24 protein-coding genes are annotated in these 25,646 nt (G+C 64.5%); 10 read left to right on the forward strand and 14 right to left on the reverse strand.

Going from position 1 to position 25,646, the window contains the following annotated elements:
- The first annotated feature begins 337 nt into the window (after positions 1–337).
- The 10 genes from exaC (at position 338) to ABEA12_RS14230 (ending at position 13,665) form a co-directional block, all read left to right on the forward strand.
- On the forward strand, positions 338–1,861 hold the full coding sequence (gene exaC, locus ABEA12_RS14185; protein WP_210099382.1) for an acetaldehyde dehydrogenase ExaC: 1,524 nt from the start codon (positions 338–340) through the stop codon (positions 1,859–1,861).
- 199 nt (positions 1,862–2,060) lie between these two features.
- Positions 2,061–3,089, forward strand: coding sequence for an alcohol dehydrogenase AdhP (adhP, locus tag ABEA12_RS14190; RefSeq protein ID WP_210099383.1), 1,029 nt, complete (start codon positions 2,061–2,063; stop codon positions 3,087–3,089).
- 144 nt (positions 3,090–3,233) lie between these two features.
- Positions 3,234–3,647 carry a DUF779 domain-containing protein gene (locus ABEA12_RS14195; protein WP_210099384.1) on the forward strand — a complete coding sequence of 138 codons (414 nt, stop codon included), beginning with the start codon at positions 3,234–3,236 and terminating at the stop codon, positions 3,645–3,647.
- Between the two features lie 176 nt (positions 3,648–3,823).
- Positions 3,824–4,297, forward strand: coding sequence for an acyl-CoA thioesterase (locus ABEA12_RS14200; protein ID WP_210099385.1), 474 nt, complete (start codon positions 3,824–3,826; stop codon positions 4,295–4,297).
- 134 nt (positions 4,298–4,431) lie between these two features.
- On the forward strand, positions 4,432–5,874 hold the full coding sequence (locus ABEA12_RS14205; RefSeq protein WP_210099386.1) for a DUF3375 domain-containing protein: 1,443 nt from the start codon (positions 4,432–4,434) through the stop codon (positions 5,872–5,874).
- On the forward strand, positions 5,871–6,506 hold the full coding sequence (locus tag ABEA12_RS14210; RefSeq protein WP_210099387.1) for a DUF4194 domain-containing protein: 636 nt from the start codon (positions 5,871–5,873) through the stop codon (positions 6,504–6,506). Before ABEA12_RS14205 ends, ABEA12_RS14210 begins: the two co-directional genes overlap by 4 nt.
- On the forward strand, positions 6,503–10,024 hold the full coding sequence (locus ABEA12_RS14215) for an ATP-binding protein (protein ID WP_210099388.1): 3,522 nt from the start codon (positions 6,503–6,505) through the stop codon (positions 10,022–10,024). Before ABEA12_RS14210 ends, ABEA12_RS14215 begins: the two co-directional genes overlap by 4 nt.
- On the forward strand, positions 10,014–11,225 hold the full coding sequence (locus ABEA12_RS14220; protein WP_210099389.1) for a Wadjet anti-phage system protein JetD domain-containing protein: 1,212 nt from the start codon (positions 10,014–10,016) through the stop codon (positions 11,223–11,225). Before ABEA12_RS14215 ends, ABEA12_RS14220 begins: the two co-directional genes overlap by 11 nt.
- 192 nt (positions 11,226–11,417) lie before the next feature.
- The gene (locus ABEA12_RS14225; RefSeq protein WP_210099390.1) at positions 11,418–12,875 is read left to right on the forward strand and encodes a benzaldehyde dehydrogenase; all 1,458 of its coding nucleotides are present in this window, start codon (positions 11,418–11,420) and stop codon (positions 12,873–12,875) included.
- Between the two features lie 148 nt (positions 12,876–13,023).
- Complete coding sequence (locus tag ABEA12_RS14230; RefSeq protein WP_210099391.1) at positions 13,024–13,665, forward strand: NADPH-dependent F420 reductase; 642 nt, start codon at positions 13,024–13,026, stop codon at positions 13,663–13,665.
- A gap of 108 nt (positions 13,666–13,773) precedes the next feature.
- On the opposite strand, the gene pcaC is transcribed toward ABEA12_RS14230, so the two are convergent.
- The 14 genes from pcaC to ABEA12_RS14300 all read right to left on the reverse strand — a co-directional run bounded on the left by pcaC (position 13,774) and on the right by ABEA12_RS14300 (position 25,377).
- Positions 13,774–14,205 (reverse strand): 4-carboxymuconolactone decarboxylase, encoded by a 432-nt coding sequence (pcaC, locus tag ABEA12_RS14235; protein ID WP_210099392.1) that lies wholly within the window; start codon positions 14,203–14,205, stop codon positions 13,774–13,776.
- On the reverse strand, positions 14,202–15,017 hold the full coding sequence (locus ABEA12_RS14240) for an alpha/beta fold hydrolase (protein WP_210099393.1): 816 nt from the start codon (positions 15,015–15,017) through the stop codon (positions 14,202–14,204). The genes pcaC and ABEA12_RS14240 overlap by 4 nt, the downstream gene beginning before the upstream one ends.
- Entirely contained in the window at positions 15,014–16,423 is a 1,410-nt protein-coding gene (locus ABEA12_RS14245; RefSeq protein ID WP_210099394.1) for a lyase family protein, read from the reverse strand. The genes ABEA12_RS14240 and ABEA12_RS14245 overlap by 4 nt, the downstream gene beginning before the upstream one ends.
- A gap of 151 nt (positions 16,424–16,574) precedes the next feature.
- Positions 16,575–17,168 carry a protocatechuate 3,4-dioxygenase subunit alpha gene (gene pcaG, locus ABEA12_RS14250; RefSeq protein ID WP_210099395.1) on the reverse strand — a complete coding sequence of 198 codons (594 nt, stop codon included), beginning with the start codon at positions 17,166–17,168 and terminating at the stop codon, positions 16,575–16,577.
- Between the two features lies 1 nt (position 17,169).
- Entirely contained in the window at positions 17,170–18,003 is an 834-nt protein-coding gene (gene pcaH, locus ABEA12_RS14255) for a protocatechuate 3,4-dioxygenase subunit beta (protein ID WP_210099396.1), read from the reverse strand.
- A 43-nt stretch (positions 18,004–18,046) separates the two neighbouring features.
- Positions 18,047–19,243 (reverse strand): 4-hydroxybenzoate 3-monooxygenase, encoded by a 1,197-nt coding sequence (locus tag ABEA12_RS14260; protein WP_210099397.1) that lies wholly within the window; start codon positions 19,241–19,243, stop codon positions 18,047–18,049.
- A gap of 232 nt (positions 19,244–19,475) precedes the next feature.
- Positions 19,476–20,522, reverse strand: a complete 1,047-nt coding sequence (locus tag ABEA12_RS14265; protein WP_210099398.1) for a sulfate/molybdate ABC transporter ATP-binding protein — start codon at positions 20,520–20,522, stop codon at positions 19,476–19,478.
- Complete coding sequence (locus ABEA12_RS14270; RefSeq protein ID WP_210099399.1) at positions 20,519–21,340, reverse strand: ABC transporter permease; 822 nt, start codon at positions 21,338–21,340, stop codon at positions 20,519–20,521. Before ABEA12_RS14270 ends, ABEA12_RS14265 begins: the two co-directional genes overlap by 4 nt.
- Positions 21,341–21,348: 8 nt before the next feature.
- Positions 21,349–22,146 (reverse strand): molybdate ABC transporter substrate-binding protein, encoded by a 798-nt coding sequence (gene modA / locus ABEA12_RS14275; protein WP_210099400.1) that lies wholly within the window; start codon positions 22,144–22,146, stop codon positions 21,349–21,351.
- A complete protein-coding gene (locus tag ABEA12_RS14280; protein WP_210099401.1) occupies positions 22,143–22,553 on the reverse strand; it encodes a TOBE domain-containing protein in 411 nt (136 codons plus the stop codon). The genes modA and ABEA12_RS14280 overlap by 4 nt, the downstream gene beginning before the upstream one ends.
- Positions 22,554–22,703: 150 nt before the next feature.
- Complete coding sequence (locus ABEA12_RS14285) at positions 22,704–23,105, reverse strand: VOC family protein (protein ID WP_210099402.1); 402 nt, start codon at positions 23,103–23,105, stop codon at positions 22,704–22,706.
- 155 nt (positions 23,106–23,260) lie between these two features.
- Positions 23,261–23,431: a hypothetical protein gene (locus ABEA12_RS14290; protein WP_210099403.1), complete on the reverse strand. Its 171-nt coding sequence runs from the start codon at positions 23,429–23,431 to the stop codon at positions 23,261–23,263.
- A gap of 501 nt (positions 23,432–23,932) precedes the next feature.
- The gene (locus ABEA12_RS14295) at positions 23,933–24,349 is read right to left on the reverse strand and encodes a hypothetical protein (protein WP_210099404.1); all 417 of its coding nucleotides are present in this window, start codon (positions 24,347–24,349) and stop codon (positions 23,933–23,935) included.
- 290 nt (positions 24,350–24,639) lie between these two features.
- Complete coding sequence (locus tag ABEA12_RS14300; protein ID WP_210099405.1) at positions 24,640–25,377, reverse strand: IclR family transcriptional regulator; 738 nt, start codon at positions 25,375–25,377, stop codon at positions 24,640–24,642.
- Between the last annotated feature and the right edge of the window lie 269 nt (positions 25,378–25,646).

The following is a 25,646-nucleotide window of genomic DNA, read 5'->3' on the forward strand; positions in this document are numbered from 1 at the left end:
CTTGGGGTGCTTGGTGCCTTGAAGGTGTTCATGCCTGCAAGTGTGAACCACCTCAAGGACGTCGCCCTGGGGTAGGTGCCCAACCCGTGCAGAACTCCCCGGGTGCGCGCCAGCGATCCCGTGCGGGAAAGCGGAAAAGCGGGCAGTCGAGAGGAAGAGGTTACTTGGCGGGAAACCACGGGCAGTGGCGGTGCGCCCCGGAATTCTGCGGAAAGCTGTGGCTGGGCGGACCTCGGGCAACGGTGCAACCTCGGATGCAACGTTGCCGCAACCTTTGTGTGAGTAAGCTCACATCAAGTAGCAAGTTTCCACACCCACTCATTTCCAAGGAGTCGTCATGACGGTCTACGCCAATCCCAACACCGAAGGTTCACTTCTGAACTTCAAGTCCCGTTATGACCACTACATCGGCGGTCAATGGGTTGCCCCCATCAAGGGCGAGTACTTCGAGAACATCACCCCCATCACCGGCAAGGGCTTCTGCGAAGTCGGCCGCGGCACGGCCGAAGACATCGAGGCGGCACTGGACGCAGCAGAAGCGGCAGCCGGCCCGTGGGGCAAGTCCAGCCCGGCCGAACGTGCCGTGATCCTGAACAAGATCGCGGACCGCATCGAGGAGAACCTCGAAATGCTCGCCGTCGCGGAGACCTGGGACAACGGTAAGGCGATCCGCGAGTGCCTCGGCGCCGACCTTCCGCTGGCCGTGGACCACTTCCGCTACTTCGCCGGTGCCATCCGCGCCCAAGAAGGCGGGCTCTCGCAGATCGACGAGAACACCACCGCGTACCACTTCCACGAGCCGCTCGGCGTCGTCGGGCAGATCATCCCTTGGAACTTCCCGATCCTGATGGCCGTGTGGAAGCTTGCACCCGCCCTCGCCGCCGGCAACGCCATCGTGCTCAAGCCCGCAGAGCAGACCCCGGTCTCGATCCTGGTGCTGATGGAGGTCATCGGCGACCTGCTTCCTCCCGGCGTGCTCAACGTCGTGAACGGCTTCGGCGTCGAGGCCGGCAAGCCGCTGGCCTCGAACAAGCGCATCCGCAAGATTGCTTTCACCGGCGAGACCACCACGGGCCGGCTCATCATGCAGTACGCCTCCGAGAACCTGATCCCGGTCACCCTGGAGCTCGGCGGCAAGTCCCCGAACATCTTCTTCGAGGACGTTACGGCGAAGGACGACGCGTTCTACGACAAGGCCCAAGAGGGCTTCACCATGTTCGCGCTGAACCAGGGCGAGGTCTGCACCTGCCCCTCGCGCGCCCTGGTTCAGGAGTCCATCTACGACTCGTTCATGGCCGACGTGATCAAGCGCACCGAGGCCATCAAGGCCGGCAACCCGCTGGATACCGAGACCATGATGGGCGCCCAAGCATCCAACGACCAGCTGGAGAAGATCCTCTCCTACCTGGACATCGGCAAGGCGGAGGGCGCCAAGGTGCTCACCGGCGGCGGGCGAGCAGAGCTCGGCGGGGATCTGGCCGGGGGCTACTACGTGCAGCCGACCATCTTCGAGGGCCACAACAAAATGCGCGTCTTCCAGGAGGAGATCTTCGGCCCCGTCGTCTCGGTCGCCAAGTTCTCCGGTTACGAGGATGCCATCGAGATCGCCAACGACACCCTCTACGGGCTGGGCTCGGGAGTGTGGAGCCGCAACGGCAACACCGCCTACCGCGCCGGGCGCGACATCCAGGCCGGACGCGTCTGGGTCAACCAGTATCACGCCTACCCCGCCCACTCCGCGTTCGGCGGCTACAAGTCCTCGGGCATCGGACGTGAGAACCACCTGATGATGCTGGATCACTACCAGCAGACCAAGAACCTGCTGGTCTCCTACTCCGAAGACAAACTCGGATTCTTCTAAAGACCCACTGGCTCGAAGGTGGCCCCAAACGCCACCTTCGAGCCACCCGCCACCTGACCCCGACCTCCACCCCCACGCGGTACCTGAAGTGAACAACACCCTTTCCACCCTTCCTCGGTGGCGCGGGAGATGGGCCAGGTGTGCAAAAGCGCACCGCCTGATCTTCCGCGCCCCGGACCAAAGCAAAGGAATCACCCCCATGAGCACCATGCGCGCAGCCATTGTCGAAAAATTCGGCGACGAACTCAGAGTTGGCACGGCACAGATCCCGGAGCCCGGCCCGGGCCAGGCGCTGGTGAAGGTCATCGCCTCCGGCGTCTGCCACACCGACCTGCACGCCGCCCACGGCGACTGGCCGGTCAAGCCGAAGCTTCCCCTGATCCCGGGCCACGAGGGCGTGGGCTACGTGGAAAAGATCGGTGAGGGTGTGACCGAGGTCAAGGTCGGAGACCTGGTCGGCAACGCCTGGCTCGCCAACGCCTGCGGCAGTTGCGAGCACTGCCGCACCGGTTGGGAAACGCTCTGCGAGTCCCAGCAGAACGGTGGCTACTCGGTCGACGGGTCCTTCGGGGAGTACATGCTTGTCGAGGCGAAGTTCGCCGCACACATCCCCGAAGGTTCGGACCCTTATGAGATCGCCCCGGTGCTCTGCGCCGGCGTAACCGTTTACAAGGGCCTGAAGCAGACCGAGGTCACCCCAGGCCAGTGGGTCGTCATCTCCGGGATCGGCGGCCTGGGGCACATCGCGGTGCAATACGCGGTGGCGATGGGCATGCGCGTTGTTGCCGTCGACGTCGCCGAGGAAAAGCTGGCGTTGGCCCGCAGCCACGGCGCCGAGGTCACCGTCAACGCGTTTGCCGAGGAACCGGCGGAGGCCATCCAGAAGGCCATCGGCGGCGCCCACGGCGTGCTGGTCACCGCGGTGCACCCGGCAGCGTTCGGCCAGGCGATTTCCATGACCCGGCGCGGAGGGACCATCGTGTTCAACGGCCTGCCGCCGGGGGATTTCCCCGCCCCGATCTTCGACATCGTGCTCAAGGGCCTGACGATCCGCGGTTCGATCGTGGGCACCCGCCAGGACATGATCGAGGCGTTGGAGTTCTACGCGGCAGGAAAGATCAAGCCGACCTTCAGCACCCGTCCGCTTGAGGACATCAACGCGATCCTTGACGAGATGATCCACGCGAAGATCGATGGCCGGGTGGTCATCGACTACGCCAGCAAGTAACAAAGACCTGCCCCGCCCCCTGGAACAAGGGCGGGAACAGTGGAAACGGGTTCCATGCCTTCGCCCGGCACCGTACCTTCAAGACGGTGCCGGGCGGTGGTGTCCGTGGAACAAGGCGAAGGACAAAAATGAGGGAGCAGCATCATGGACGGCGTCATTGAATCCAACCCCGCAATTGAGGGAGAGGACTTCTCCCGGGTGGCACTGGCGCCGGCGGCCGGCGAGTTGCTGGCCAAGCTGTGGGCCAGGAACGGCCCATTGATGTTCCACCAGTCCGGCGGATGCTGCGACGGGTCCTCCCCGATGTGCTTCGAAGCCGGGGAATTCAAGACCGGGGACGCCGACATCCTGCTGGGAAGATTCGCGTTGCCCGATGGGGAGGGCGCGGTGCTGGGGGAACTGGACTTCTGGATGTCCAAGGAACAGTTCGCGTACTGGAAGCACACCAAGCTCACGATCGACGTGGTTGACGGGCGCGGCTCGGGCTTCTCCCTGGAGGCGCCGGAGGGCAAACGTTTTTTGATCCGAAGCGAGATCATCGAATTCCCCGCGGGCTGAAACGCATGGTCGCCCCGGTGCTGACCGGGCATGGAGGGAAACAGGCCGCCGGGATCCGGTAGATCCGGCACCGCGCCGTCCCCCCGGGCCCGGGCAGGAGGATTCCCTTGTGTCTGCGACCGCGCGGCGACGTCACATGTTCGGGGACATGCCGGGTCCTCTGGTGCAATGGTTCCATGAGCGTAGACACGATCGCCGCCGCCAATGACCCGTACGAGTTCGAGATGCAATTGCGGTGGTCGGACCAGGACGCGCTGGGACACGTGAACAACGCACGGGTCATCACGCTGATGGAAGAGGCACGGATCAGGTGGTCCCGCTTTGCTTCGGGTGACGGCGCTGCCCGGTTCGGCTCCGGTCTGGTGGTCGCCTCGTTGAGTGTCGATTACCTGCGCCAGGTTCACTACACCCCGACGTTGCTCATGCGTGTTGGCGTGGTGCGCATCGGCACCAAGTCCTTCACCGTGCGCCATGTGGGGCTTTTGGATGGGGATGCGGTGTTCGACGGAACCACGGTGATGGTGCCGCTGGGCCCCGGCGGGCGCTCCTCCCGGGCGCTCGATGACGTCGAACGCAGCTGGCTTGAAGCCTCGATGATGGATGCGGTTGCCAAGCGGGGCGGCGAAAACCCCGCCACGCAAGATGCCTGAAGCAGCGATCTGAGCAGGCAAGACGGCCACGCCAATGACGGTTTGTCACTAAATGTCGCCGAAGTTTCCTATGATGAGAGGGGCCGCGACGCGAGGATCCGCGGCTGGGCCCAAGAGCGAATCGAGTCGAAAACGTGGACTACTACGCCGTGCAGGGACTGCGCGCAAACCACCCGGGGTGGGCGCTGCTGCGCGCGGATCATGCCCCGCTGGTTATCGCATTCTTTGCCGCGGCCTTCATCGAGCCCAACCGGCGCAATATTTCGCGCCACGAGCTGGTTGATTCACTCGAGGACGTGCTGTTCATGGTCCGAGAGGGAGACGAGGGGGAGACGTTCCCGCGCGGCGCTGCCGAGTACCTCGATAACTGGGCCGCACCGGAGAAGGCCTGGTTGCGCAAGTTCTACATCGAGGGCCAGGACGACCCGATCTTCGACCTCACCCCCACCACCGAGGATGCCGTTCGCTGGGTCCAGTCGCTGCAGGGCAGGGAATTCGTTGCCACACAGTCACGGCTGACCGGAATCTTCGCACTGCTCAAGTCGCTGGTCCAGGGTTCTGAGACCGACCCCGTGCTCCGCCTGGCCCAACTGTCCGCCGAGCGCGCGACGATTGACGCGCAGATCGAGGCGGTCTCCGCCGGAGACATGCCGGTGATGACGGCACCGGAAGCCCTTGACCACTACCAGCAGCTGCGCGCCCAGGCCCAGGACCTGCTCTCGGACTTCCGCGAGGTTGAGCAGAACTTCCGGAACCTGGACCGCAAGGTACGCGAACGCATCGCCACCTGGGAGGGCAGCCAGGGAGAGTTGCTCGATGCGATCTTCACCAACCAGGAAGACATCTCCGGGTCGCTGCAGGGCCGCACCTTCCAGGGTTTCTGGGATTACCTGATGTCCCCGGCGCAGCGCGCCGAACTCACCGACCTGCTTGAACGAGCCACCAAGATCCCCACGCTGGCGCGCGTGGACGGGCTGGGGGAGATCCTGCACCTGCAGCGCGACTGGCTGCCGGCGGTGGAACAGACCCAGGGCACCGTGCGCCGGCTCTCCCAACAGATGCGCAGGTTGCTCGATGACAAGGTGTTCTTGGAGAACAAACGCATCATGCAGCTGATCCGCAGCATCGAATCCAACGCGCTGGCACTGCGCAACGATCCGCCGGCCGGACCGGTGGCGCAGCTTGCGGCGCAACAGGCGGAAATCGGGCTGCCCTTCGAACGCCCGCTGTACAAGCCAGGGACCCAGGTTCCGATCGATGACGAGGTGGCGCTCGCCGAGGACACCCAAGTCGATTCCAGCGCGCTCTTCGACCAGTTCTATGTGGACCGTGACCAGCTGCAGTCCAACATCGACCAGGTCCTGGGGCAGCTGCCCCAGGCGAACCTGGGCCAGGTCCTCGGGGCACATCCGCTGGAAAAGGGGTTGGCGGAGCTGGTCATGTATTTCCAGATCGCCGCCGAATCGAAGTGGGCGAGCATCGACGCCTCCCGGACCCAGAGGCTGCGCTGGATGACCGACACCGGTGCGCAGAGAGAAGCCACGGTGGAACACGTGATATTTGTGAGGCCGGAATGACAACAAACGAAACCTTGCCCTTTGAGCTCGAGCAGGCCGAACCCGGCGCGCCGGGGGCACCGGCGCCCTCGGACGCACTCTCCCTGGTCCTGACCCACCTGCTCAAGGGAGTGATCTACCGCGAGTCCGATGAAAAGCTCTGGCAGGCCCTGGGCGAGAACATCTCCACCGCCCGTGACTACCTCGCGGTGCTCGGCCTGGCACTCTTCCACGACGAGAACGAGGGCTATGCGTTCCTGCGTTCGAAACAGGACGAGGATTCGAAGTTGCCCAGGCTGGTCGCCAGGCGGCAACTGACCTTCCACGTGTCCTTGTTGCTTGCCCTGCTGCGGGTGCGCCTGGCCGAGTTCGACCAGCAGAGTGCCGAGACCCGGCTGGTGATGTCCCGCGAGCAGATCGCCGAGATGGTCACCGTGTTCATGCCCGAAACCAGCAACGAGGTGCGGCTGATCGACCAGCTGAACACCAGCATCAAGAAGGTGGCGGAGCTTGGCTTCCTGCGCAAGATGCGCGGCACCGAGGAGCACTACGAGGTCGCGCGGATCATCAAAGCGTTCGTGGACGCCCAATGGCTCGGCGAGCTCGATGCGCGCCTGGCCGACTACCGCAAGGCACTGGAGGAGCAACGATGACACCGACCAACAACGCGCAGCGGAGCGAGCCGGGGACCGGGCAGGGGCAGGACACGCTCTTCGGCGAAAGCACCGAGGGGGTCGAAACCGCAGCGGCACCCACCATGAAGGCGCCGGTGGCATCACCACCGGCACCGGCCGCCGCAGTGCATCGGGTCGATGAAACCCAAGCCTTTGACATCGAGGGACTGGAACCGGGATTCCGCCTGCGCAGGCTCGAAATCCTGAACTGGGGAACCTTCGATTCAGCGGTGCGCCGCTTCATCCTCAACGGGCACAACTCCCTGCTCACCGGGGACATCGGATCGGGCAAGTCAACGGTTGTCGATGCGATCACCACATTGCTGCTGCCGGCGCACCGCATCGAGTTCAACAAGGCCGCGGGAGCGCAACGCAAGGAACGCAGCCTGATGTCCTATGTGCGCGGCTTCCACAAGTCCGAGCGTGGCGGCGGGTCCTCCTCCAAGCCGGTCGCGCTGCGCAAGCCGGGGACCTACACCGTGGTACTGGGCGTCTTTCACAACGCAGAAATGGACAAGACCGTCACCCTGGCCCTCACGCTGTGGGCCACGCAGGAAGCGGGCCAGCCCAACCGCTTCTACTCGCTGGCCGAAAACGAGCAGTCGATCACCGGGGATTTCGCCAATTTCGGTGGCGATGCGCTCAAGCTCAAACGGCGGCTGCGCACCGATGGCGTGGCCGTCTTTGACACCTTCGATTCCTACGAGTCGGCGTTCAAGCGGCAGTTCGGCATCACAGGGTCCCAGGCCATGGACCTGTTCCACCGCACGGTGTCGATGAAGCAGGTGGAAAACATCACCGGATTCGTGCGCACCAACATGCTTGACGACGACGATGTTGCTGGCCGGCTGAAGAACCTGATCCTCCACTTCGACGATTTGAAGAAGGCGCACGATGCGGTGCGCCGGGCCAAGGACCAGATCCAGATGCTCACCCCGGTGCTCGAGCATTCGCACCGGCACCGCGAATTATCCGGCCAGGAGGACGCCAACCGCGCATTGCGGGAGGAACTGACCCCGTGGTTCCTCTCCCGGCAGCTGGATCTGAGCCTCGAGCACCAAACGGAGCTGGCCCGGACCGGAGCACGCCTGCACCGTGAGGCGGAGGCCAAGAAGGCGCAGCTTGGAACCTCGGAGGACCAGCTGGCGACCATCCGCGAGGACATCCGCAGCCAGGGCGGGGGCCGGCTGGCGGCCATCGAAGGCGAAATACGCACTGCGCGCGTGGCGCAGGACAGCCAAAAGGAACGCGCGGCATCCTACGCGCGGTCCGCACAGCTGCTGGGATTGGCCGAGGTGCGCGACCAGATCGACTTCGACGCGAACGTCGCCGCGCTGCCGGAGGCCACCGCACGGTTGGGGCAGGAATCCACACGGCTGAACCAGGACCTCGGGGTGCTGCTGGGACAGATGAACGAGGCAATCAACGAAGAGGGCGCGCTGTCCGAGGAACATGCCAGCCTGCAGGCACGGGCAAACCTTTTGCCGCGCGAGCAGTTGGAGATCCGCCGGAGGCTCTGCGAGGGAACCGGGATCGAGGAGGCCACGCTGCCGTACATCGGCGAGCTGCTGCGCGTGCGTCCCGGAGAGCAATTGTGGGAGAGTGCCGCGGAGTTGGCACTGCGCGGGTTCGCGCTCTCGCTCTTGGTGCCCCAGGAACACTATGCAGCGGTCTCGACCTGGGTGGATGCGAACCAGTTACGTGGAAGGCTGGTCTACCGGAAGGTCGACGCGGAGCCGGTACGGGCCACCGAGCAGCGCCCCGGGACCCTGGCCAGCAAGGTGGAGATCAAGGCCGGCACGCATTTTCGCGCGTACCTGGCCGCGGAACTGAACAAGCGTTTCGACCACCAATGCTGTGAATCCCTGGAGGACTTCCGTCGCCACGCGCGCGCGGTGACGCCCAACGGACAGCTCAAGACCGGCGGCGGGCGCCATGAGAAGGACGACCGGCCCGGGCGCCGGGACCGGCGGAACTTCGTCTTGGGTTGGGACAACCAGGAAAAAATGGCGACGGTCCGCCGGCTCATGGAAGAAGCATCGGCCAAACGACTGGGTTTCGAGGCGCGCATCGAGGCGCTGAACAAAGAACTTGGCGCGTTGGCCCTGGCACAGCGTGCCGTGGGCGCGGTGGAGGGGGTGGCATCCTTTGCCGAGATCAGTTGGCAGCTAACCGCCAGGCAAATCGAGACGTTGAGCGCCGAACACCGCGAGCTTTCCTCGGCGAACGACAAGCTCTCGCTGCTGGCTTCCAAGGAAGCGGAACTGGTGCTGGGGCGCAGGAAGCTGCAGGAGCAGGCCGAGCAGCTGGGCATCCGCCGGGGCAAGAACGAGCAAGCATCCGAGGAGATCGAGACCGTCATTGGCGAATGCCGCACGTCCCTGGCGCAAACCCCTGCCAGCACCAACCAGCAGGTGCTCACCGAGCTGGACGTACTGACCGCACAGGCGTTGGGGGATGCGGAGCTGAGCTACCGCAACACCACCACCACCGAGCGAAGCGTGCGCGAGCAGCTGACCAACCGCATCGATGCGCTGAACAGGCAGGTCATCAGGGCCGGGGAAAACACCCTGAACCACATGGGCTCCTTCCGCGCCAAGTACCCGGAGGAATGCACCGAGTTCGACAACTCGCTCGAAGCCGCTGTGGAGTTCGTCGCTTTGCTTCAGAGGCTGCGCAGCGATGACCTGCCGCGCTTCGACACCCGGTTCAAGGAAGCACTGAACCAGAACACCATCAACGAAATCGTGGCGTTCAACGCGTTCCTCGATGCCCGCAAGTCCGACATTTCCGGGCGCATCGAGAAGATCAATGCGTCATTAGCGCAGATCGAATACAACCCCGGCCGGCACATCCGCCTTGAGCATCAGCAGAGCACGGATACGGACATCCGGGAGTTCATCTTCGACCTGCGTGCCTGCTCCGAAGGCACGCTGGGGGAGAGCGAGCAGTACTCGGAGCTGAAGTTCTTGCAGGTCTCCAAGCTGGTGGAGCGCTTCCGCGGACGCGACGGGCTGAGCAGCCTCGATGAACGGTGGACAGCGAAGGTCACCGACGTGCGGAACTGGTTCACCTTCAGCGCCTCGGAGCGCTGGAGCGAGACCAACGAGGAGTTTGAGCACTTCACCGACTCGGGCGGCAAATCCGGGGGCCAGAAGGAGAAGCTGGCCTACACGATCCTGGCCGCAGCGCTGGCCTTCCAGTTCGGGCTCGGCGGACGCAAGACAGGAGCGACCGAAGCCAAGCGGAACTTCCGGTTCGTGGTGATCGACGAGGCCTTTGGCCGGGGCTCGGATGCATCGGCACGTTACGGGCTCGAGCTGTTCAGGCGGTTGGAACTGCAACTGCTGATTGTCACTCCGCTGCAGAAGATCCACGTGATCGAGCCCTATGTTGCACACGTGGGTTTCGTCGACAACCCCTCCGGGCAGGCCTCACACCTGCGGAACATGACGATCGCCGAATACCTGGTCGAGAAACAACGCCGTGGCAACTGAGCAGAGCCTCTGGAGCACCGTCGCGGCGCTGCGGGCGGCAAGCGCCAGGAGTTGGGAGCGCGGGGAGATCCTGCGCGAACTGCTCGAGCCATCGGGTGTCTACCCGCGCCGCAGGGCGCTGAAATCGCCAACCGCCGGTGAACTTCGCCAGCACTTTGCCCAGGTGCGCACCTGGGCCGGTGAACTGCACTCCGGGGCGCGGCATTTCCGCTTGGAAACCCGGAGCATCGGGCACCAGAGCATTGGCGCCAACGAGGTACCGCAGGCCATCTGGTTTGACGCGGTTCAAGATGAGATCGGGTTCCTGGGCAAGGCCAAGGACGCTGCACGGTTCCTGGCTCTGGCCGAAGAACTCCAGTTCCTGGAGCCGGGGTTACGCGCGTGGGTGCTTTTGAAACCTTTTGCACTGCTGGCTTTGGATCAGGAGGCACTGGTGGTGGCCCGTGTGTCACGCTGGTTGGTGGAGCACCCCGATCCGGGAATCTATGTGCGCCAGCTTGCCCTGGACGGTGTCCATACGAAGTTCGTGGAGAAACATGTTCGCTCCATCGACGAGATGGCAGCAGTCCTGGTGAATACGGTGGCGCCGCGCAGTTCCGGGATGAAGTCCTTCCGCGAACGCCACGGCTTTACGCGCGAACCGGAAATGGTGCGCGTGCGCGCCATGTCATCGATCCTGAAGGCCCCCGGCGGCGCAACCGACCTTCAGTTGCCCGCCGAGGCCTTCGAGACGATGGCCCCGGGTGTCCGAACCGTGCTGGTGACCGAGAACAAGACCAACTTCCTTGCGCTTCCGTTGCTGCCTGAAACGTTGGTCGTCTTCGGCGCAGGCTATGGGTTTGCCGGACTGCGCAGCGCCGAATGGGTCAGCCGATGCGAACTCGTCTATTGGGGGGACCTGGACACGCACGGATTCGCCATCTTGAACCAGCTGCGCACGCATCATCGACATGTGCGCAGCGTGCTGATGGATCGGCGAACGCTGCTGGAACACCGTGGCTTTTGGGGCGTCGAGGGAACCCCGATGAAGGGGACCTTGGCCGCTTTGTCCGATGAAGAGACCGAACTATATGCAGAGTTGGTGGCAGGGAGCCACGGGAAGAACATTCGGTTGGAGCAAGAGCAAATCAACTGGGAGTATGCGCTGGAAGAGCTGGCACGTATTTGCCGATGGGAAGCCACTGGCCGGTCCCGTCCATAGCCGCAGGCATTTCCTCGGAACCTTGGGCGCGAGACCCAGTGGACGGGTGGAAGATGTTGACATAGCGTGGCTTTCAGGCAGCATGCTGCGCGGTAGGGCACGGTTTGGTGCCGTTGAAGACGACGGGCCGGCACCCCTACGTAATTGTGGGTAGCAAGGCCTGCGAATAGGTCACCAGGTAAGGAACCAATCGTGTCATTGCTTGAAAAATCGCTCTGGAACTCGAAAATCAACATCCACGGTTGGATCCGGGGATCAGCCGGCAGCCAGGATGTGATGGAGCCAGCCACAGGCAACGTGCTGGGCAGGGTCGGGCTGGCCTCCGCGGAGGATGTCTTGCGGGCAGCGAGCGCGGCCGCCAAGGCGCAGCTGCTGTGGGCAGTGAAGAAGCCCGAAGAGCGCGCCGCTGTATTGCGCAAGGCCGGGGACCTTTGGAAGCAGCACGCCGAGGAGATCGGTTCATGGCTGGTGCGCGAGGCAGGCAGCATCCCCGCCAAGGCCGGCTTGGAGACCCACACTGCCGCACTGGAATGCTGGGAGGCAGCCGCACTGCCCTCGCACCCGCACGGCGAAGTGCTCACCAGCAACGAGGATCGCTGGTCCTTCGCCCGTCGCCGCCCATCCGGGGTCGTCAGCGTGATCGCCCCGTTCAACTTCCCGCTGATTCTCTCCATTCGCTCCGTGGCTCCGGCACTGGCACTGGGCAACGCGGTGCTGCTCAAACCCGATCCCCGCACTGCTGTAAGCGGTGGCGTGGCCCTGATGCGCATCTTCGAGGAAGCCGGACTACCGCCGGGACTCCTCTCCTTGCTGCCAGGCGGAGCCGATGTGGGCGCCGCCGTCGTCGAAGCCCCCGAGGTCCGCGTGGTTTCGTTCACGGGGTCAACCGCAGCCGGGCGCAAGGTGGGCGAGTCCGCGGCCCGGCACCTGAAGCGTGCCCACCTGGAGCTGGGCGGCAACAACGCACTGATTGTTCTGCCCGGCGCCGACCTGGCCAAGGCAGCCTCCGCCGGCGCCTTCGGCTCATTCATGCACCAAGGCCAGATCTGCATGACCACCGGACGCCACTTTGTCCACGAATCGCTCTATGACGACTATGTTGAGGCCCTGGCGCAGAAGGCCACCAACCTCCCGGTAGGAGATCCCAACACCGGCGAGGTGGCGCTTGGCCCAACCATCGACGAACGCCAGCTGGGCAACATCGACGGCATCGTCCACGCCTCGGTCAAGGCCGGGGGGCGTTTGGCCGCCGGCGGCACCTTTGACGGGCTGTTCTACGCGCCCACGGTGCTGGCGGATATGGACCTGGAGAACCCGGCGTTCAAGGAGGAGATCTTCGGACCAGTTGCCCCGGTGGCCCGGTTCTCGGATATCGATGAGCTCATTGATCACGTCAATGCCAACGAGTACGGACTTTCGGTGGGGATCCTGGGGGACGTGGGACTGGCCATGCAGGTGGCGGACCGCGTCCACTCCGGGAAGATCCACATCAACGAGCAAACGGTTTCCGACGAGGCCAATGCCCCGTTTGGCGGCGTCGGGAAATCGGGCACTGGATCGCGCTTCGGCGGGGCTGCTGCGAACATCGAGTCGTTCACCGAAATCCAGTGGCTGACCATGCGACCGGAAATCGCGGAGTACCCGTTCTAACCGAAAGCCCGGGTTGCGCCCTCGCGGGGAGGCCTGAAGGAGGTATCACACGCGAGGGCGCAAGATGTTCCCGGCGCCTTAAGCCCGGAGGACACGTCACATGGCGTCTTGAAGGAATGCACCCACGGGCAAGAAGGTTGGATACAGCATGACTACAATCGGAATCATCGGAGCGGGACACATAGGATCACAGATAGCGCGCAAGGCCGTGGCGCTGGGGTACGACGTGGTCATCGGCAATTCGCGAGGGCCCGAAACCCTCACGGAGCTGGTGGCCGAGCTGGGGCCACGCGCGCGTGCCGCGACGTCAGCCGAGGCCGGGGCAGCGGGTGATTTTGCGGTGGTGACCATCCCGCTGAAGAACTACCAGGAACTTCCCGCCGAGGCGCTGGCCGGGAAGATCGTGATCGACACCATCAACTACTACTGGGAGCGCGACGGCCGCATCGACGCACTGGAGAAGGGCGAAGCCACCACCTCGGGCATGGTGCAGGATCACCTGCCCGAATCGAAGGTGGCCAAGGGCTTCAACCACATTCCCGCCCAAGACATCACCACCACGGGAATGGCTGCCGGAACCGAAAACCGCCGCGCCCTGGCCACTGCGAGCGACCACGAGGATGCCGCGGCGCTGGTCACCAAGTTCTATGACGAGTTTGGTTTCGACACCGTGAACATCGGCGGGTTGTCCGAGAGCTGGCGGGTGGAACGTGACCGTCCGGCCTACGTCGTGCGGCAAAACGCGACAGAACTGGCATCGAACCTGGCCAAGGCTCCGCGGACGATCTAGCCCGAAAGCACCGGTGCCCAACGACGGATGTGCTGTGAGTGCGGCGAGCGGCGCCGATCTCCACAGGGCGGGCTCCGGTCGCCGCCCACGCGTGCCCGGGTTATGCGACTATGCAGTCCCCGTTGTGCCATCGGCAGCTGCCTCATGGACGGCGTATTCGGCCAGCACGTCCTTGCCGATCTTGAACGCTGTGTTGGCCGCGGGCACCGAGCAGTAGATCGCCGACTGCAGAAACACTTCCTTGATCTCGTTAGTGCTCATGCCGTTGCGCAGGGCCGCATGCACGTGCATTTCCAGCTCCTCCCAGTAGCCGCCGGCGATCAACGCGGTCAGCGTGATGGCGCTGCGGGTGGTGCGCTCCAATCCGTCGCGGGTCCAGATGGTTCCCCAGGCGTATCGGGTGATCATTTCCTGGAACTCGTCGGTGAACTCGGTGGAGTTCGCCGTGGCGCGTGCGACGTGTTCGGTGCCCAGGACCTCGTTGCGGACCTCAAGTCCCGCATCGTAGGTGTCCCCTGGCATCCGTGGTGATTCGCTCATGCGGTTTGCTCCTGGGTGATCGAATCGAAGAATTCCACCAGAAGTGCGGCGGTTGCTTGCGGATCCTCGGCCGGAGCCAGATGCGCGACGGTTTCAATGACGGCAACCCGCGCATTCGGGGCGTGCTCTGCAATGAATCCGGCGTCACTAGGCGGGCACACCACGTCATGGGCGCCGGCGATGGCCAGGATGGGGTCTTTCATTCCGGGAAGTCCCACACGCATGTCGTAACCGGCCAGTGCGCCGCACGCGTGGGCGTAGGAGAACCTGTCGGCATCTTGCAGGTTGTGCAGCAGGTCGGTGGAAACCACCGGGTTGGCCTCGATGAAGCCAGGCGCGAACCAGCGCTCGGAAGAGCCGGTGAGCACCACCGGGGTTCCTGCCTTGGCCACGAGCTCGGCGCGCTCGGCCCAGCCCTCGGGGGTGCCGATCTTTGCCGCAGAGCAGATGGCCGAGAGGCCGGTGAAGGTTCCGGGGAAATCGTTGGCAAGTTGCAGGGCGATTGCCCCGCCGATGGATACCCCGGCGTAGAAGAGCCGGTTCCCTTGCGCCACGATGCCATCGGCCTGGAGGGCCTCGATCATGGTGATGACACCTGCGGCAAGTTCCGCCATGGTGAATTCCTCGGTGGAGGGCGCGGATTCGCCGTGGCCGGGAAGGTCCCAGGCGATGAGCTGGAAGTGGTCCTTGAGGTATGGAACCGCCGGTCCCCACAGGGCCAGCGAGCCGGTTCCCAGCGAGGGGCCCAAGACCAGCGTGGGCTTGCGCTCCTCGGGGTGCAGCAGGGACGGGGTCAATGCGGGAATGCTCATGCGACCTTCCAATCGTTGAAGTCTTTGCGGATGCGGGTGATGAATTCGGTGGCCGACCCCAGATAGCCTGAGGGGTCCAGCAGGTCATCGAGGAAGAGCTGGTTGTCCATGTCCGAGGGCAGCTCCCCCTGGAGCAAGGTGCGCAAGGGGGTGCCGGTGCGCACCGATTCGGCCACCAGTTCATCAACCTTGGCCTTGCCCCCTGCCACCAATGGCGAGGCGACGGCCAGAATGCGCTCGGAGACCAGCAGGTCCCCGGAGAGTGCGAGGTTCCGGGCCATGGCCTCCGGGAACACGTTCAGGCCCGCGGCCAGGATCCGCCCGTGGTGTCCGGCGGCGCCGGCAAGGCGGATCAGTTCGCGCAGTGCCGACCATTCGGCGTGCCAGCCGCCGTCGGGACGCTCGTCGACCGCGGTCCCGGCAGCGTTGTACAGGGTGGCCAGGTGCCCGGGTGCGGCCAGTGCCGCATTGCGCAAGAGCACCGAATGCACGGGGTTCCGCTTTTGCGGCATGGCGGAGGAGCCGCCCTTTCCGGCTTCGTGAGGCTCGGAGAGCTCCCCGATTTCCGGGCGGGAGGCGGTGAGTACGTCGGCGGCGAAGGTGCCAGTGGCGGCATTGACCGAGGCCAGTGCGGAGCCCAGGGCAAGGATCGGTGCACGCATGGTGTGCCATGGTGCGATGGGGGCCAAGAGCCCGAGTTCGGCGGCAAGGCCCGCGGTGAGTTCCTCCGCGTGTTCGGCCAGGCGGTGGTTGGACTTGTACGGGTGGGTTGCGCCCAGGCGTTGGTGCAGCGAGGCCAGGGTGCCCGCCGCCCCGCCCCATTGCACCGGAAGCGCGGCGTTCGCGGCATCGAGCGCCCGGCCGGCGGCGGTGATTCCCGCCAGCCAGTTGGCCACGCGCAGGCCAAAGAGCGTGGGAAGCGCATGCTGGGTCAGCGAGCGGGCCACGCACACGGTGGAGCCGTGCTCGTTGCTGAGCCGGGACAGGGAGGCGCCGGCCGACACGAGGTCGCCGCGCAGCAACGTGATGGAGCGGGAGGCAACCAGCATCAGGGCGCTGTCGATGATGTCCTGGCTCGTGGCGCCGCGGTGCAGGGCCAGCGCAGCGGTCCCCGGGGCGTCGGATTCGACGAGCTTCGCGCGCATCATGGACAGCAGCGGGATCAGCGCGTTGGCCCCGTCGGGCCCCTTTTGGGCCAGCGCGGCCAAGTCGTAGAGTTCGACCCGGGCGATGGCGGCCACCGCGTCGGCATCGGCGACGGAGCACAGCCCCGCCTGGGCCTGGACCTTGACCCAGGCGGCCTCGACATCGAGCATGCCCTGGGCGAAGGCCGCATCCGAGGCGGTGGACGCCACGGGCGTTGATGCCCAGGCGGGGGACAGCAATCCGAAATCGACCGGGTACATGGGTGGTGGAGCTCCTTGGGACGGCGGTAGGGAAACAAAGTTGCGGGCAGGTGCGGCGGGCCAGGGGCCCGCCACCTCCATCATCGCCGGTTGACACCGTGCGTGGCGAGTTGCACACCGCGCACGATGGATGGTGCGGCGGGCCCCGGTGCTATGCCTCGCGTGGGTAGGAGAGGAAGACCGTCTCGTCCTCACCCTGCAGGGAAACATCGAAGCGCAGCGAACCATCGTCCTCGCGGGTGGCGATGAGCGTATTGCGTCGTTCGGGTTCCAGCGAGGCCAGCAGCGGGTCCACGGCCAACGCCGCGGTGTCCTCGGGCAGGTAGATCCGGGTGAACAGGCGGTTGAGCAGGCCGCGGGCAAAGAGAGTGAGCATGATGAACGGTGCCTTGCCCTCCTCGGTGGCCCCGGGGTTGAGTGTGGTGAAGGTGTAGTGCCCCACGTTGTCCACCGCTGCGCGGCCCCAGCCGGTGAAGGTGAACCCGTCGCGGATGAGCGAGCCGTCCTTGCCCACGACGTTGCCTGCCTCGTCGGCCTGCCAGATTTCCAGCAACGCATCGGGGATCGGGGCGCCATTTCCGTCGGTGACGGTGCCGTGCAACCGGATGGAGCCGTCGCGGGCCTGGTTGACCAGCTCGTTGTCACGCGGAAAGGGCAGCGCGTAGCCGTAGAACGGGCCGATGGTCTGGCCGGGCGTCGCGGCGAGTTTCAGTGGCGGTGCCTGGGGTGTTGATGCCTGTGCCATGTTAGTTCTCTCCCTCTGTCTCTTCCATCCAAGTTTGGTTGGAACCGGTGAGCACGATGTCCCAGTTGTAGCCGGTGGCCCATTCGTGGGACGTGATCGAGTGGTCGTAGGTGGCGACCAGGCGCGCCCGGGCCTCTGCATCGGTGATCGCCTGGTAGATCGGGTCCAGGGAGAACAGCGGGTCCCCTGGGAAGTACATCTGGGTGACCATGCGTTGGGTGAAGTCGGTGCCGAAGATCGAGAAGTGGATGTGTGCCGGGCGCCAGGCGTTGTGGTGGTTCTTCCACGGGTAGGGGGCCGGCTTGATGGTGGTGAAGGAGTACTCGCCGTTGGTCCCGGTGATGCTACGGCCCACGCCGGTGAAGTTCGGGTCGATCGGGGCGGGGTGCTGGTCGCGCTTGTGGATGTAGCGTCCGGCGGCGTTGGCCTGCCAGATTTCCACCAGCTGCCCGGCCACCGGGCGGCCATCGCCATCGAGCACCCGTCCGGAGACCACGATGCGCTCCCCGATGGGATCGCCGTTGTGCTGGATGGTCAAATCCGATTCCAGGATGTTGACGTCGCGCTCGCCGAAGGCGGGGGAGTAGAGCTCGATGGTCTCGGGGTCCGCGTGGTGCAACGACTTGGTGGGGTGGCGCAGCAGCGAGGAACGGTAGGGTGCGAAGTCGATGCGCGGCTGGGTCTCGGCCTTGGCCCCGTCGATGACGGATTGGCGGTAAGCGCAGTGGACCTCGGTGATCTCTGCGGAAATGGCCTCCTGTGAGATCGAGGTGGCGGCGGGGTCCAGCACGTGGGAATCGGTGAAGGACTCGGTCGCTTGGGTTTCGGCGCTCATGGCGTGCTCCTTTCGAACGTTGCGGGTGGGGAAGTGCCGGGCATCAGGCGTGCGGCCAGCCGGTGTAGGACTCGGCAAGGTATTGCTGCCCGTAGCGTGAGGAGGTCACGGTCTCCAGTTCACCCAGGGCACGCTTGGCCATGAACGGGTCGGCGTCCACCGGGGTGTGCAGCATCGAGGTCATCCAGTAGGAGAAGTTCTGCGCCTTCCACACGCGCTTCAATGCGGTGTCCGAGTAGGCGTGCAGCAGCGCGTCGTTGGAGGTGGAGTAGTAGGAGTCAAGTGCCTCGAAGAGCACCTTGACGTCGGCGAAGGCGAGGTTCAGCCCCTTGGCGCCGGTGGGCGGCACGGTGTGCCCGGCATCCCCGATGAGGAAGAGGCGGCCGTGGGAGAGTGGTTCGCGCACGAAGGAGCGGAACTTCAGCACCGTCTTGTCGAAGATCTTCCCGGTCTTGAGCGTAAAGTTGTCCGGTCCGTCCACGCGGGCCTGCAGCTCGGTCCAGATGCGGTCCTCGGACCAGTCGTGGACATTTTCCCCGGGGTGGCACTGGAAGTACATGCGCTGGACGGTTTCGCTGCGCTGGGAGATCAGAGCGAAGCCGTGCGGGGAGTTTGCGTAGATGAGTTCGGGGGCGGACTTGGGTGCCTCGGTGAGGATCCCGAACCAGGCGAAGGGGTAGGTGACCGTGAAGTCCTGGCGGTTGGTGTCCGGGATCTGCCGGCGGCAGAAGGACCGTGAACCGTCGGCGCCGATGAGGATGTCGCAATGGACCTCGAAGGCCTCGTCTTCGGCGTTGGTGAAGCGGAACTTGGGGGTGTCTGTTTCCAGATCCATGAGCTCGGTGACTTCACAGAGGTAGCGCACGTCCCCGCCGTCGCGTGCCCGGGCGGCGGCCAGGTCGATGAAGACCTCGTTTTGCGCGTACAGGGTCACGGTGGCATCGACGAGGTCGGTGAAGTCCAACGGATGGGATTCGCCGTTGAAGCGCAGGTCGATTCCGGAGTGCACATCTCCCTCGCTGAGCACCCGGCCATCGACCCCGGAATCCACGAGCATCGATACGGCTTGCGCCTCGAGGATGCCGGCGCGGTGGGTGTTGCTGATGGACTGGTGGTCACGGGCCTCCACGACGATGTTCTCGATGCCGGCCTGTCCCAGCATGTGCGAGAGCATCAGGCCGGCCGGCCCGCCGCCGACGATGCCGACCTTGGTCTTGATGATGGTGCGCTCGTTGCTCATGGCGGGAATCGTGTCCTTAGCTACGCGGTGTGGCACCCACCTGCGGGCGCTGGTGCGCCTTGCGCGGCATGCTCGATACCAGGGGCCGCAGGTGAATGCTGGGTCTTGTCCTCATTGTGTCGATGCCCGCAACGAAAAGACATAGCGTGTCTCATTGAACAAGAATCATTTGGGTGGCTAAGGAAACCGCCGTGATGCTTCCGCCGGAGCGAAAGGCCGGACCCGCGGGGCCTCAGGCCCCGTAGATGGTCACGGCTGTGGCCTTGATCGCGAAGTGGGCCTCGGCGCCGGGGGCGAGGCCCAGGTCGGCCAACGCGGAGGGGGTGATGTCCGCGGCCAGGTCCCCGGCCCTCACGCGGATTCCATCCCCGTGAGGTTCAATCTCGGTGATTGAGGCCCGCAGCATGTTGCGCGGGCTCCCGTGCGGGGGATCCAGGTAGACCGAGACCGCCGAGGGGCGGAAGGCCGCAGCCGCACGGTCGCCCGGGGCCAGTTCCCCCTCGGGGGTACCGGCGAGCAACCCGTAGCTGGTCTCGATCCCCTCGGCGCACACCGTTCCGCCGAGCAGGTTCAGCCCGGCAAGCCCGGCGGCGAAACGCGAACGAGGCTTGTTGAGTACCTCGCGGGTGTTCCCGGATTCGGTGATGTGCCCGTCCTCCAGCACCATCACGCGGTCAGCGAGCATCAGGGCATCGAGCACGTCGTGGGTGATGATGATGGCGCTGCGTTGCGCCAAGACGGATTTGAGCAGCCGGCGCATCAGCGGCGCTGCATGGATGTCCAAGGCAGCCATTGGCTCATCAAGGAGCAACAGGTCGGGCCCGGCGGCAAGTGCACGGGCGACGGCCACCCGCTGTGCCTGCCCTCCGGAAAGCTCGCTCGGACGCCGGGCAGCCAGTGCGGCGGTGTCGGTGGCGGCAAGCCACCGGCGGGCTGTATCCCGGGACGATGAAACGCTGCTGCCCTTGCTGCGGGGCCCGAAGGCGACATTTTCCAGGGCGCTGAGGTGAGGGAAGAGCAGCGGCTCCTGGGCCAGCAGTGCCGTACCGCGCTCATGCGGGGCGAGCCATGCCCGGTTGGAGGGATCCATGTCGAAGAGGGTGCGCTCGCCGAGGTGAGCCTGGCCGGAATCGGGGCGCAGCAATCCGGCGATGATCGCGAACAGGGTTGACTTGCCGGCGCCGTTGGGCCCCAGCACCGCAAGTGTCTGGCCCGGTTCCATCTCGAGGGCGACATCGAAATCCCGGTCGGCCAGGGTAGCCCGGAAGTCGAATCTCACTGCGATCCCGCCATTGCCGTCTTGTTCTTGCGCGGGGAGCGGTAGGACAGCGCGACGACGACGGCGGCCACCGCCACCAGGACCAGGGAGAGGGCTACTGCTGCATCGGCATCGGTCTCGCGCTGCAGGTAGATTTCCAGCGGCAGGGTCCGGGTCACTCCCTGCAGGGATCCGGCGAAGGTCAGGGTGGCCCCGAACTCCCCGAGGCTACGCGCGAATGACAGGACCGCGCCCGAGGCCAGCCCGGGAAGGACCAGCGGGAGCGTCACCCGGCGCAGCACGGTGGTGGGACGAGCACCAAGGGTTGCAGCGACCGCCTCGTATTTCCCGCCCGCGGTGCGCAGGGCGCCTTCGAGGCTGACAACCATGAAAGGCAGGGCCACGAACGTCTGGGCCAGCACGACGGCAACGGTGGAGAAGGCGATCTGGATCCCCGCCATCTCCAAGGTCCGTCCCAGCAGGCCCTGGCGTCCAAAGGTATAAAGCAGGGCGATGCCGCCGACCACCGGCGGCAATACCAGCGGTAGCAGCACGAAGGCGCGCAGCAGACGCTGGCCGGGGAAGTTCCCGCGGGCCAGCACCAGGGCAAGGGGGATTCCCAGCACGATGCACAGTGCAGTGCTGGCTGCCGCGGTGCGCAGGCTCAGTCCCAGGGCGGTCAGCGAGGCTTCGGAGGTGACCAGCGGAATGAACTGGGGCCAATTGACCTTGGCCATCATCCCCAGAAGTGGGAGCAGGACGAAGAGAGCCCCCACCGCGGCGATGGCATAGATCCAGGGAGGAACCGCCGTGTACCCGCTTGCGCTGCGTCTGAACACGGCCCGGCCTACGGGGTCCCGAAGCCCGCGTCGGTGAGGACCGCCTGGCCGCGCGGTCCGGTCACCGCGGCGATGAAGGCATCTGCGAGTTCCTTGTTTTTGCTCGTTTTCACGGTGCCGATCGGATAGATGTTGACCGCTGCGTCTGACTCGGGGAACTCGATTCCTTTGACCTTGTCCTCGGCGGTCTTGACGTCGGTGACGTAGACCAGTCCGGCATCCGCCTCTCCGCTGGTGACCTTGCCCAGCACATCGGTGACCGAGGATTCCTCACTCACGGGGGTCAGCGTGATTTGCGCGGCCTCCTCGACCTTCTTGGTTGCCGACCCGCAGGGGACCTGGGGAGCGCAGATGACCACCTTCGCCCCCGGGTGCGTCAGATCTTCCAGGGAGGAGATCGATGCGGGGTTCGACGGTGGCACGGCGATTTGAAGGACGTTGGTGGCGAAATCCGTGGGCGTGCCCTCAACCAGGTTCGCCTCGCCGAGCTTGTCCATGTTCCTGGTGTCGGCGGAGGCGAAGACATCGGCCGGCGCACCGGAGGTGATCTGCGTGACAAGGTCCGAGGAGCCGGCGAAGCTCAGGTTGACCGTGGTTCCGGGGTTGCTGGCTTCGAAATCGGCGGCCATCTGCGTAAAGGTCGCCTTCAGCGAGGCGGCGGCAAAGACCGTGATGCTTCCCGATACCCCGGAAACAGTCGAGGTATCCGCCGCGTTGCCAGTGGTCTCCGGGGAACATCCGGCCAAGGACAGGGCGAGCGCCCCGGTGGCGATCAACGTGGTCGTGACCTTGAGCAGGGATCTCATATCGCTGTCTTTCCGTGGGGGGATTCGATGATGACGGTGGTCGCCTTGACCACGGCGGTGGCGATCGATCCCAGCTTGAGGTCAAGCTCGCGGGCGGCTTCGCTGCTCATCAGCGAGACGACCCTGAAGGGCCCGCACTGCAGTTCCACTTGGGCCATGACGGTGTCCATGGTGATGCCGGTGACCAGTCCGATGAACCTGTTGCGCGCCGAGGATCCGATCCGCGAATCTGCATCGGGCAGGTGCGCCTGGTCCCGTGCAAGATGGGCCAGCTCGAGTCCGTCAACCGCGAGCCTTCCGGAATTGTCCTTATATGGGGTGAGGTTTCCGTTCTCGGTCCACCGCCGGATGGTGTCGTCACTGACGCCCAGAAAGCGCGCGGCTTCGGATACACGAATTTTCGTCATCAACCCATAATGCCCCATTTGCGAAGCCATTAGCGTCAATTTGTCGCAAATTCGGAACTTCGTTTGTGGGCGCGGACAAAATAATGACTTTGCAACCCCGTTGAACACGGGGAAAATGCCGGCACCCGCGCGATTGGGAAGCCCGCAGAATCAACCCTTGGGGATGAGCACTTCGCCTTCGAGCCCGTCGGGGTCGCGGAAGAACATGCTCAGGTCGGTGCCGAAGTCGTTGACCTGGCCGTCGCCGGCGCCCGCGTCGATGAGCCTGGCGCGGATGGTCTCGAATGCCGTCGGCGATGCCGCGGCAAGGCCTATGTGGTCGATGCGTCCGCGGCCCCACATCGGGGTCTGGTTCCGCGCCTCGGTGTTGCCGCTGATCACGAAAACGTTGAGTTCGGTGGCCGGGCCAATGCCGATGTTTGTCATTGTCTCGCCTGGTCCGTGGTCGCGCGTCGGGCCGACCGTTGCATCAAAGACCTTCCGGTAGAAATTGCCCAGCCGTTCGACGTCCTTGGAGATGATGGCGATGTGGTTGATTCCGTCAAGCAGCATGTCCGGTCCTGTCCTCGGGTTTTTAGGAAGCGAAGCGAGGGTTCTTCTATCGCCATTCAGCCTCATGGGCCTGATGATTGCAAGCACTGCGGTAGCCGTGATGGGTATCCGAAAGTTCCGGCCCGTGTAGGGGACCGTTTCATTCCTGCTTGTGGCTAGGGGTGGATGAGCTCGATATGCAACGGTGCGCACATGTCGCTCAGCCAGTCTTCATCGGCGGGGTTCACGAAAATTCTTGCGTATCCCGTATCGACCTTGAGCTCACTTTCCGTGACCCTGTCACCAAAGAGAATAACGGCCGCATCGGTATTGCGCCGATGGCTCATCCAGATCATCCCGTCGAAATCCGCTCTATGGGCTTCTTGCGTCCATTGGACGGTGACATCTTAATGGGCCGCGTTGGTTGAGACGATCTGACGGTGGTCCAAGCCCAGCCGGCGCAGCCCATTTCCCATGAATTGGGCAAGATTCAGTTTTTTGGAGCTCGTAAACCTTCCCAATTCCGCTGTGGAATAATCCGCATGGAAGATCGCCCCGCCTTTGGCCGGGACTTCATGAAGCAGGCTCACGCAAATAGCCGCTTCGAGGGACTTTGCCGCATAGAGCACCGGTACCTTGGCGCCCCCGCACGTACTGGAAAGATGCGAACAGTGTTTGCTGTTGCGGGAGGCCGCCGGGTCCGGGTGCTCCGGGATTGGACTTAGTCAAAGAAGGGCCTGAAGCCACTGAGTAGACCCGATACCACTTCTCACCGGCTTGAACAGGAAATGGAAGTAGGTCAATGACTCCGCAGGGTGGAACCGGGAATGCTTCGTTGCCTGCCGCGCTCACCACTGTGCTTCGAAGGTGGCGCTAAAGACTCGCATGACATCTTCAAGGTCCTCGACCTTGTCCACGGGGCGTTCGCCCTTCAGCGATGCTCGAGGACCAAACGTCCAAAGCGTCAGCTCATTCTGGCCGATCCCGTCATTGGCAGCCCGCTGCAGCAGCGAGAAGATCGTGGGGTGCACCTTCCCGTCACCCATGAACTGGAATGCCGGGAACTTGATCCTGTTGCCCCGTTCAATTCCCATGGCCCTGTTTCCGCGGCGAAGAGTCTGCGCCCGACCGGCTCCCTGCTTGGCGCCCAACTCGGCGTCGGCTTCGGAGCTGGAGAGCATGGAAAACTCCTCCGCAGCCCACCGGTAGATGTTTTCGGTGCCCTGCGTTGAAAGTGCGCGTTGGGGTGAGGCGGCGGTTTCCACGGATTCCTAGGCGTCGCCCAACAGGTTTGCCGCGTCGAATGCCGAACCAATGTCTGCGAGCAGCTGCTCTGTTTTCATTCCATGGCCGGAAGCCCGGTCTTTTGGAAGTGTCTAGATGATTGTTCCGCCATCGGAAGTGGACACTGTGTGTTCAAGCATCTCGGACATCCGGCCTCCATAATCAACGGAATCTCTGATCCCATTCAAACCGTATTTTCTGTGGGCCGATAGGGCGCGGATAGCAGGATGTCCGGCGCGAAGCAGGAACCCGGGGCCTTAGTGGGTGGATCTCAGGCCGCAAGGGTGCGGGAGATTGCGCGTGCTGCGGTTTGCAGGGCCACGACCGCGGCGGGCAGCAGTTCCGATGCGCGCGGAACCACCACGGCCACCACCGCCAAGGCGTAGCCGGTGGAGTCAAGGATCGGGGCGGCCGCGCCGGTTGACTCCGGATCGATGAAACCGTCGAAGGTGGCGTACCCGTTGCGCCGGATCTCGGCCAGTTCGTGGTGCAGCTTCGGGTGCTGGGCGAACATCGTTTCGCTGTGACGTTCGAGATAGCCCTCGAGCACGTCCGGCCGGGAGTAGGCAAGCAATGCCATGCCCATGGAGGTCAGGTGCACCGGCATGCGCCCCGCAACGTTGGCCTGGTTGATGACCGAGCCCGGGCGCGAGAGCCGCTCGATGACCAGCACGTCATCCTCGTGCAGGACGGCCAGCTGGGTGTTCTGCCCCAGCAGCTGGTTAATATCCTCCATGAACGGAAGCGCAGCATGGCGCAGGTCAAGCGTGGAGGCACTGCGGTTGGCCAGTTCCCACAACCGAAGGCCTAGGCGCACCTGTCCGTCGGGATCGCGCGCCAAGAGTCCATGGGACACCAGCTCGTCGAGCAACCGGTAGGCGGTTGCCCGGGGGACATCGGCACGGCGGGCCAGCGACTGGACGCTCAGCGAGGTGTTTTGCGCATCAAAGGCATCCAGGATCCGCACGAGGCGGTCGAGCATCGAGTCCCCGCTGGGAGAATTGGCCATGGATCCACTCTAGGGCAGCACGCGCAGGCTCCGTGGATCGGGCCGCAAACCAGTGGAACCACGGAAGAAGGGCTACGGGAACCGCGGGCACACCGCCTACGATGGGGAAGCAACGAAACCAGGCTCACCGGTGTGTCTGGCTCCGTTCCCAGGGTTTGGCAAGTGGTTCTTGACCCCGTGGGCGGGGTCGACGGACGGCCTGCGGTCCATGGAGCAAAGGAGAACCTCGTGGCTGAGCCAGAAGATCCACGCAACCCAGGCAAGGAACA

The organism is Paeniglutamicibacter antarcticus (genome assembly GCF_039544305.1).
GTDB classification, from domain to species: domain Bacteria; phylum Actinomycetota; class Actinomycetes; order Actinomycetales; family Micrococcaceae; genus Paeniglutamicibacter; species Paeniglutamicibacter antarcticus_C.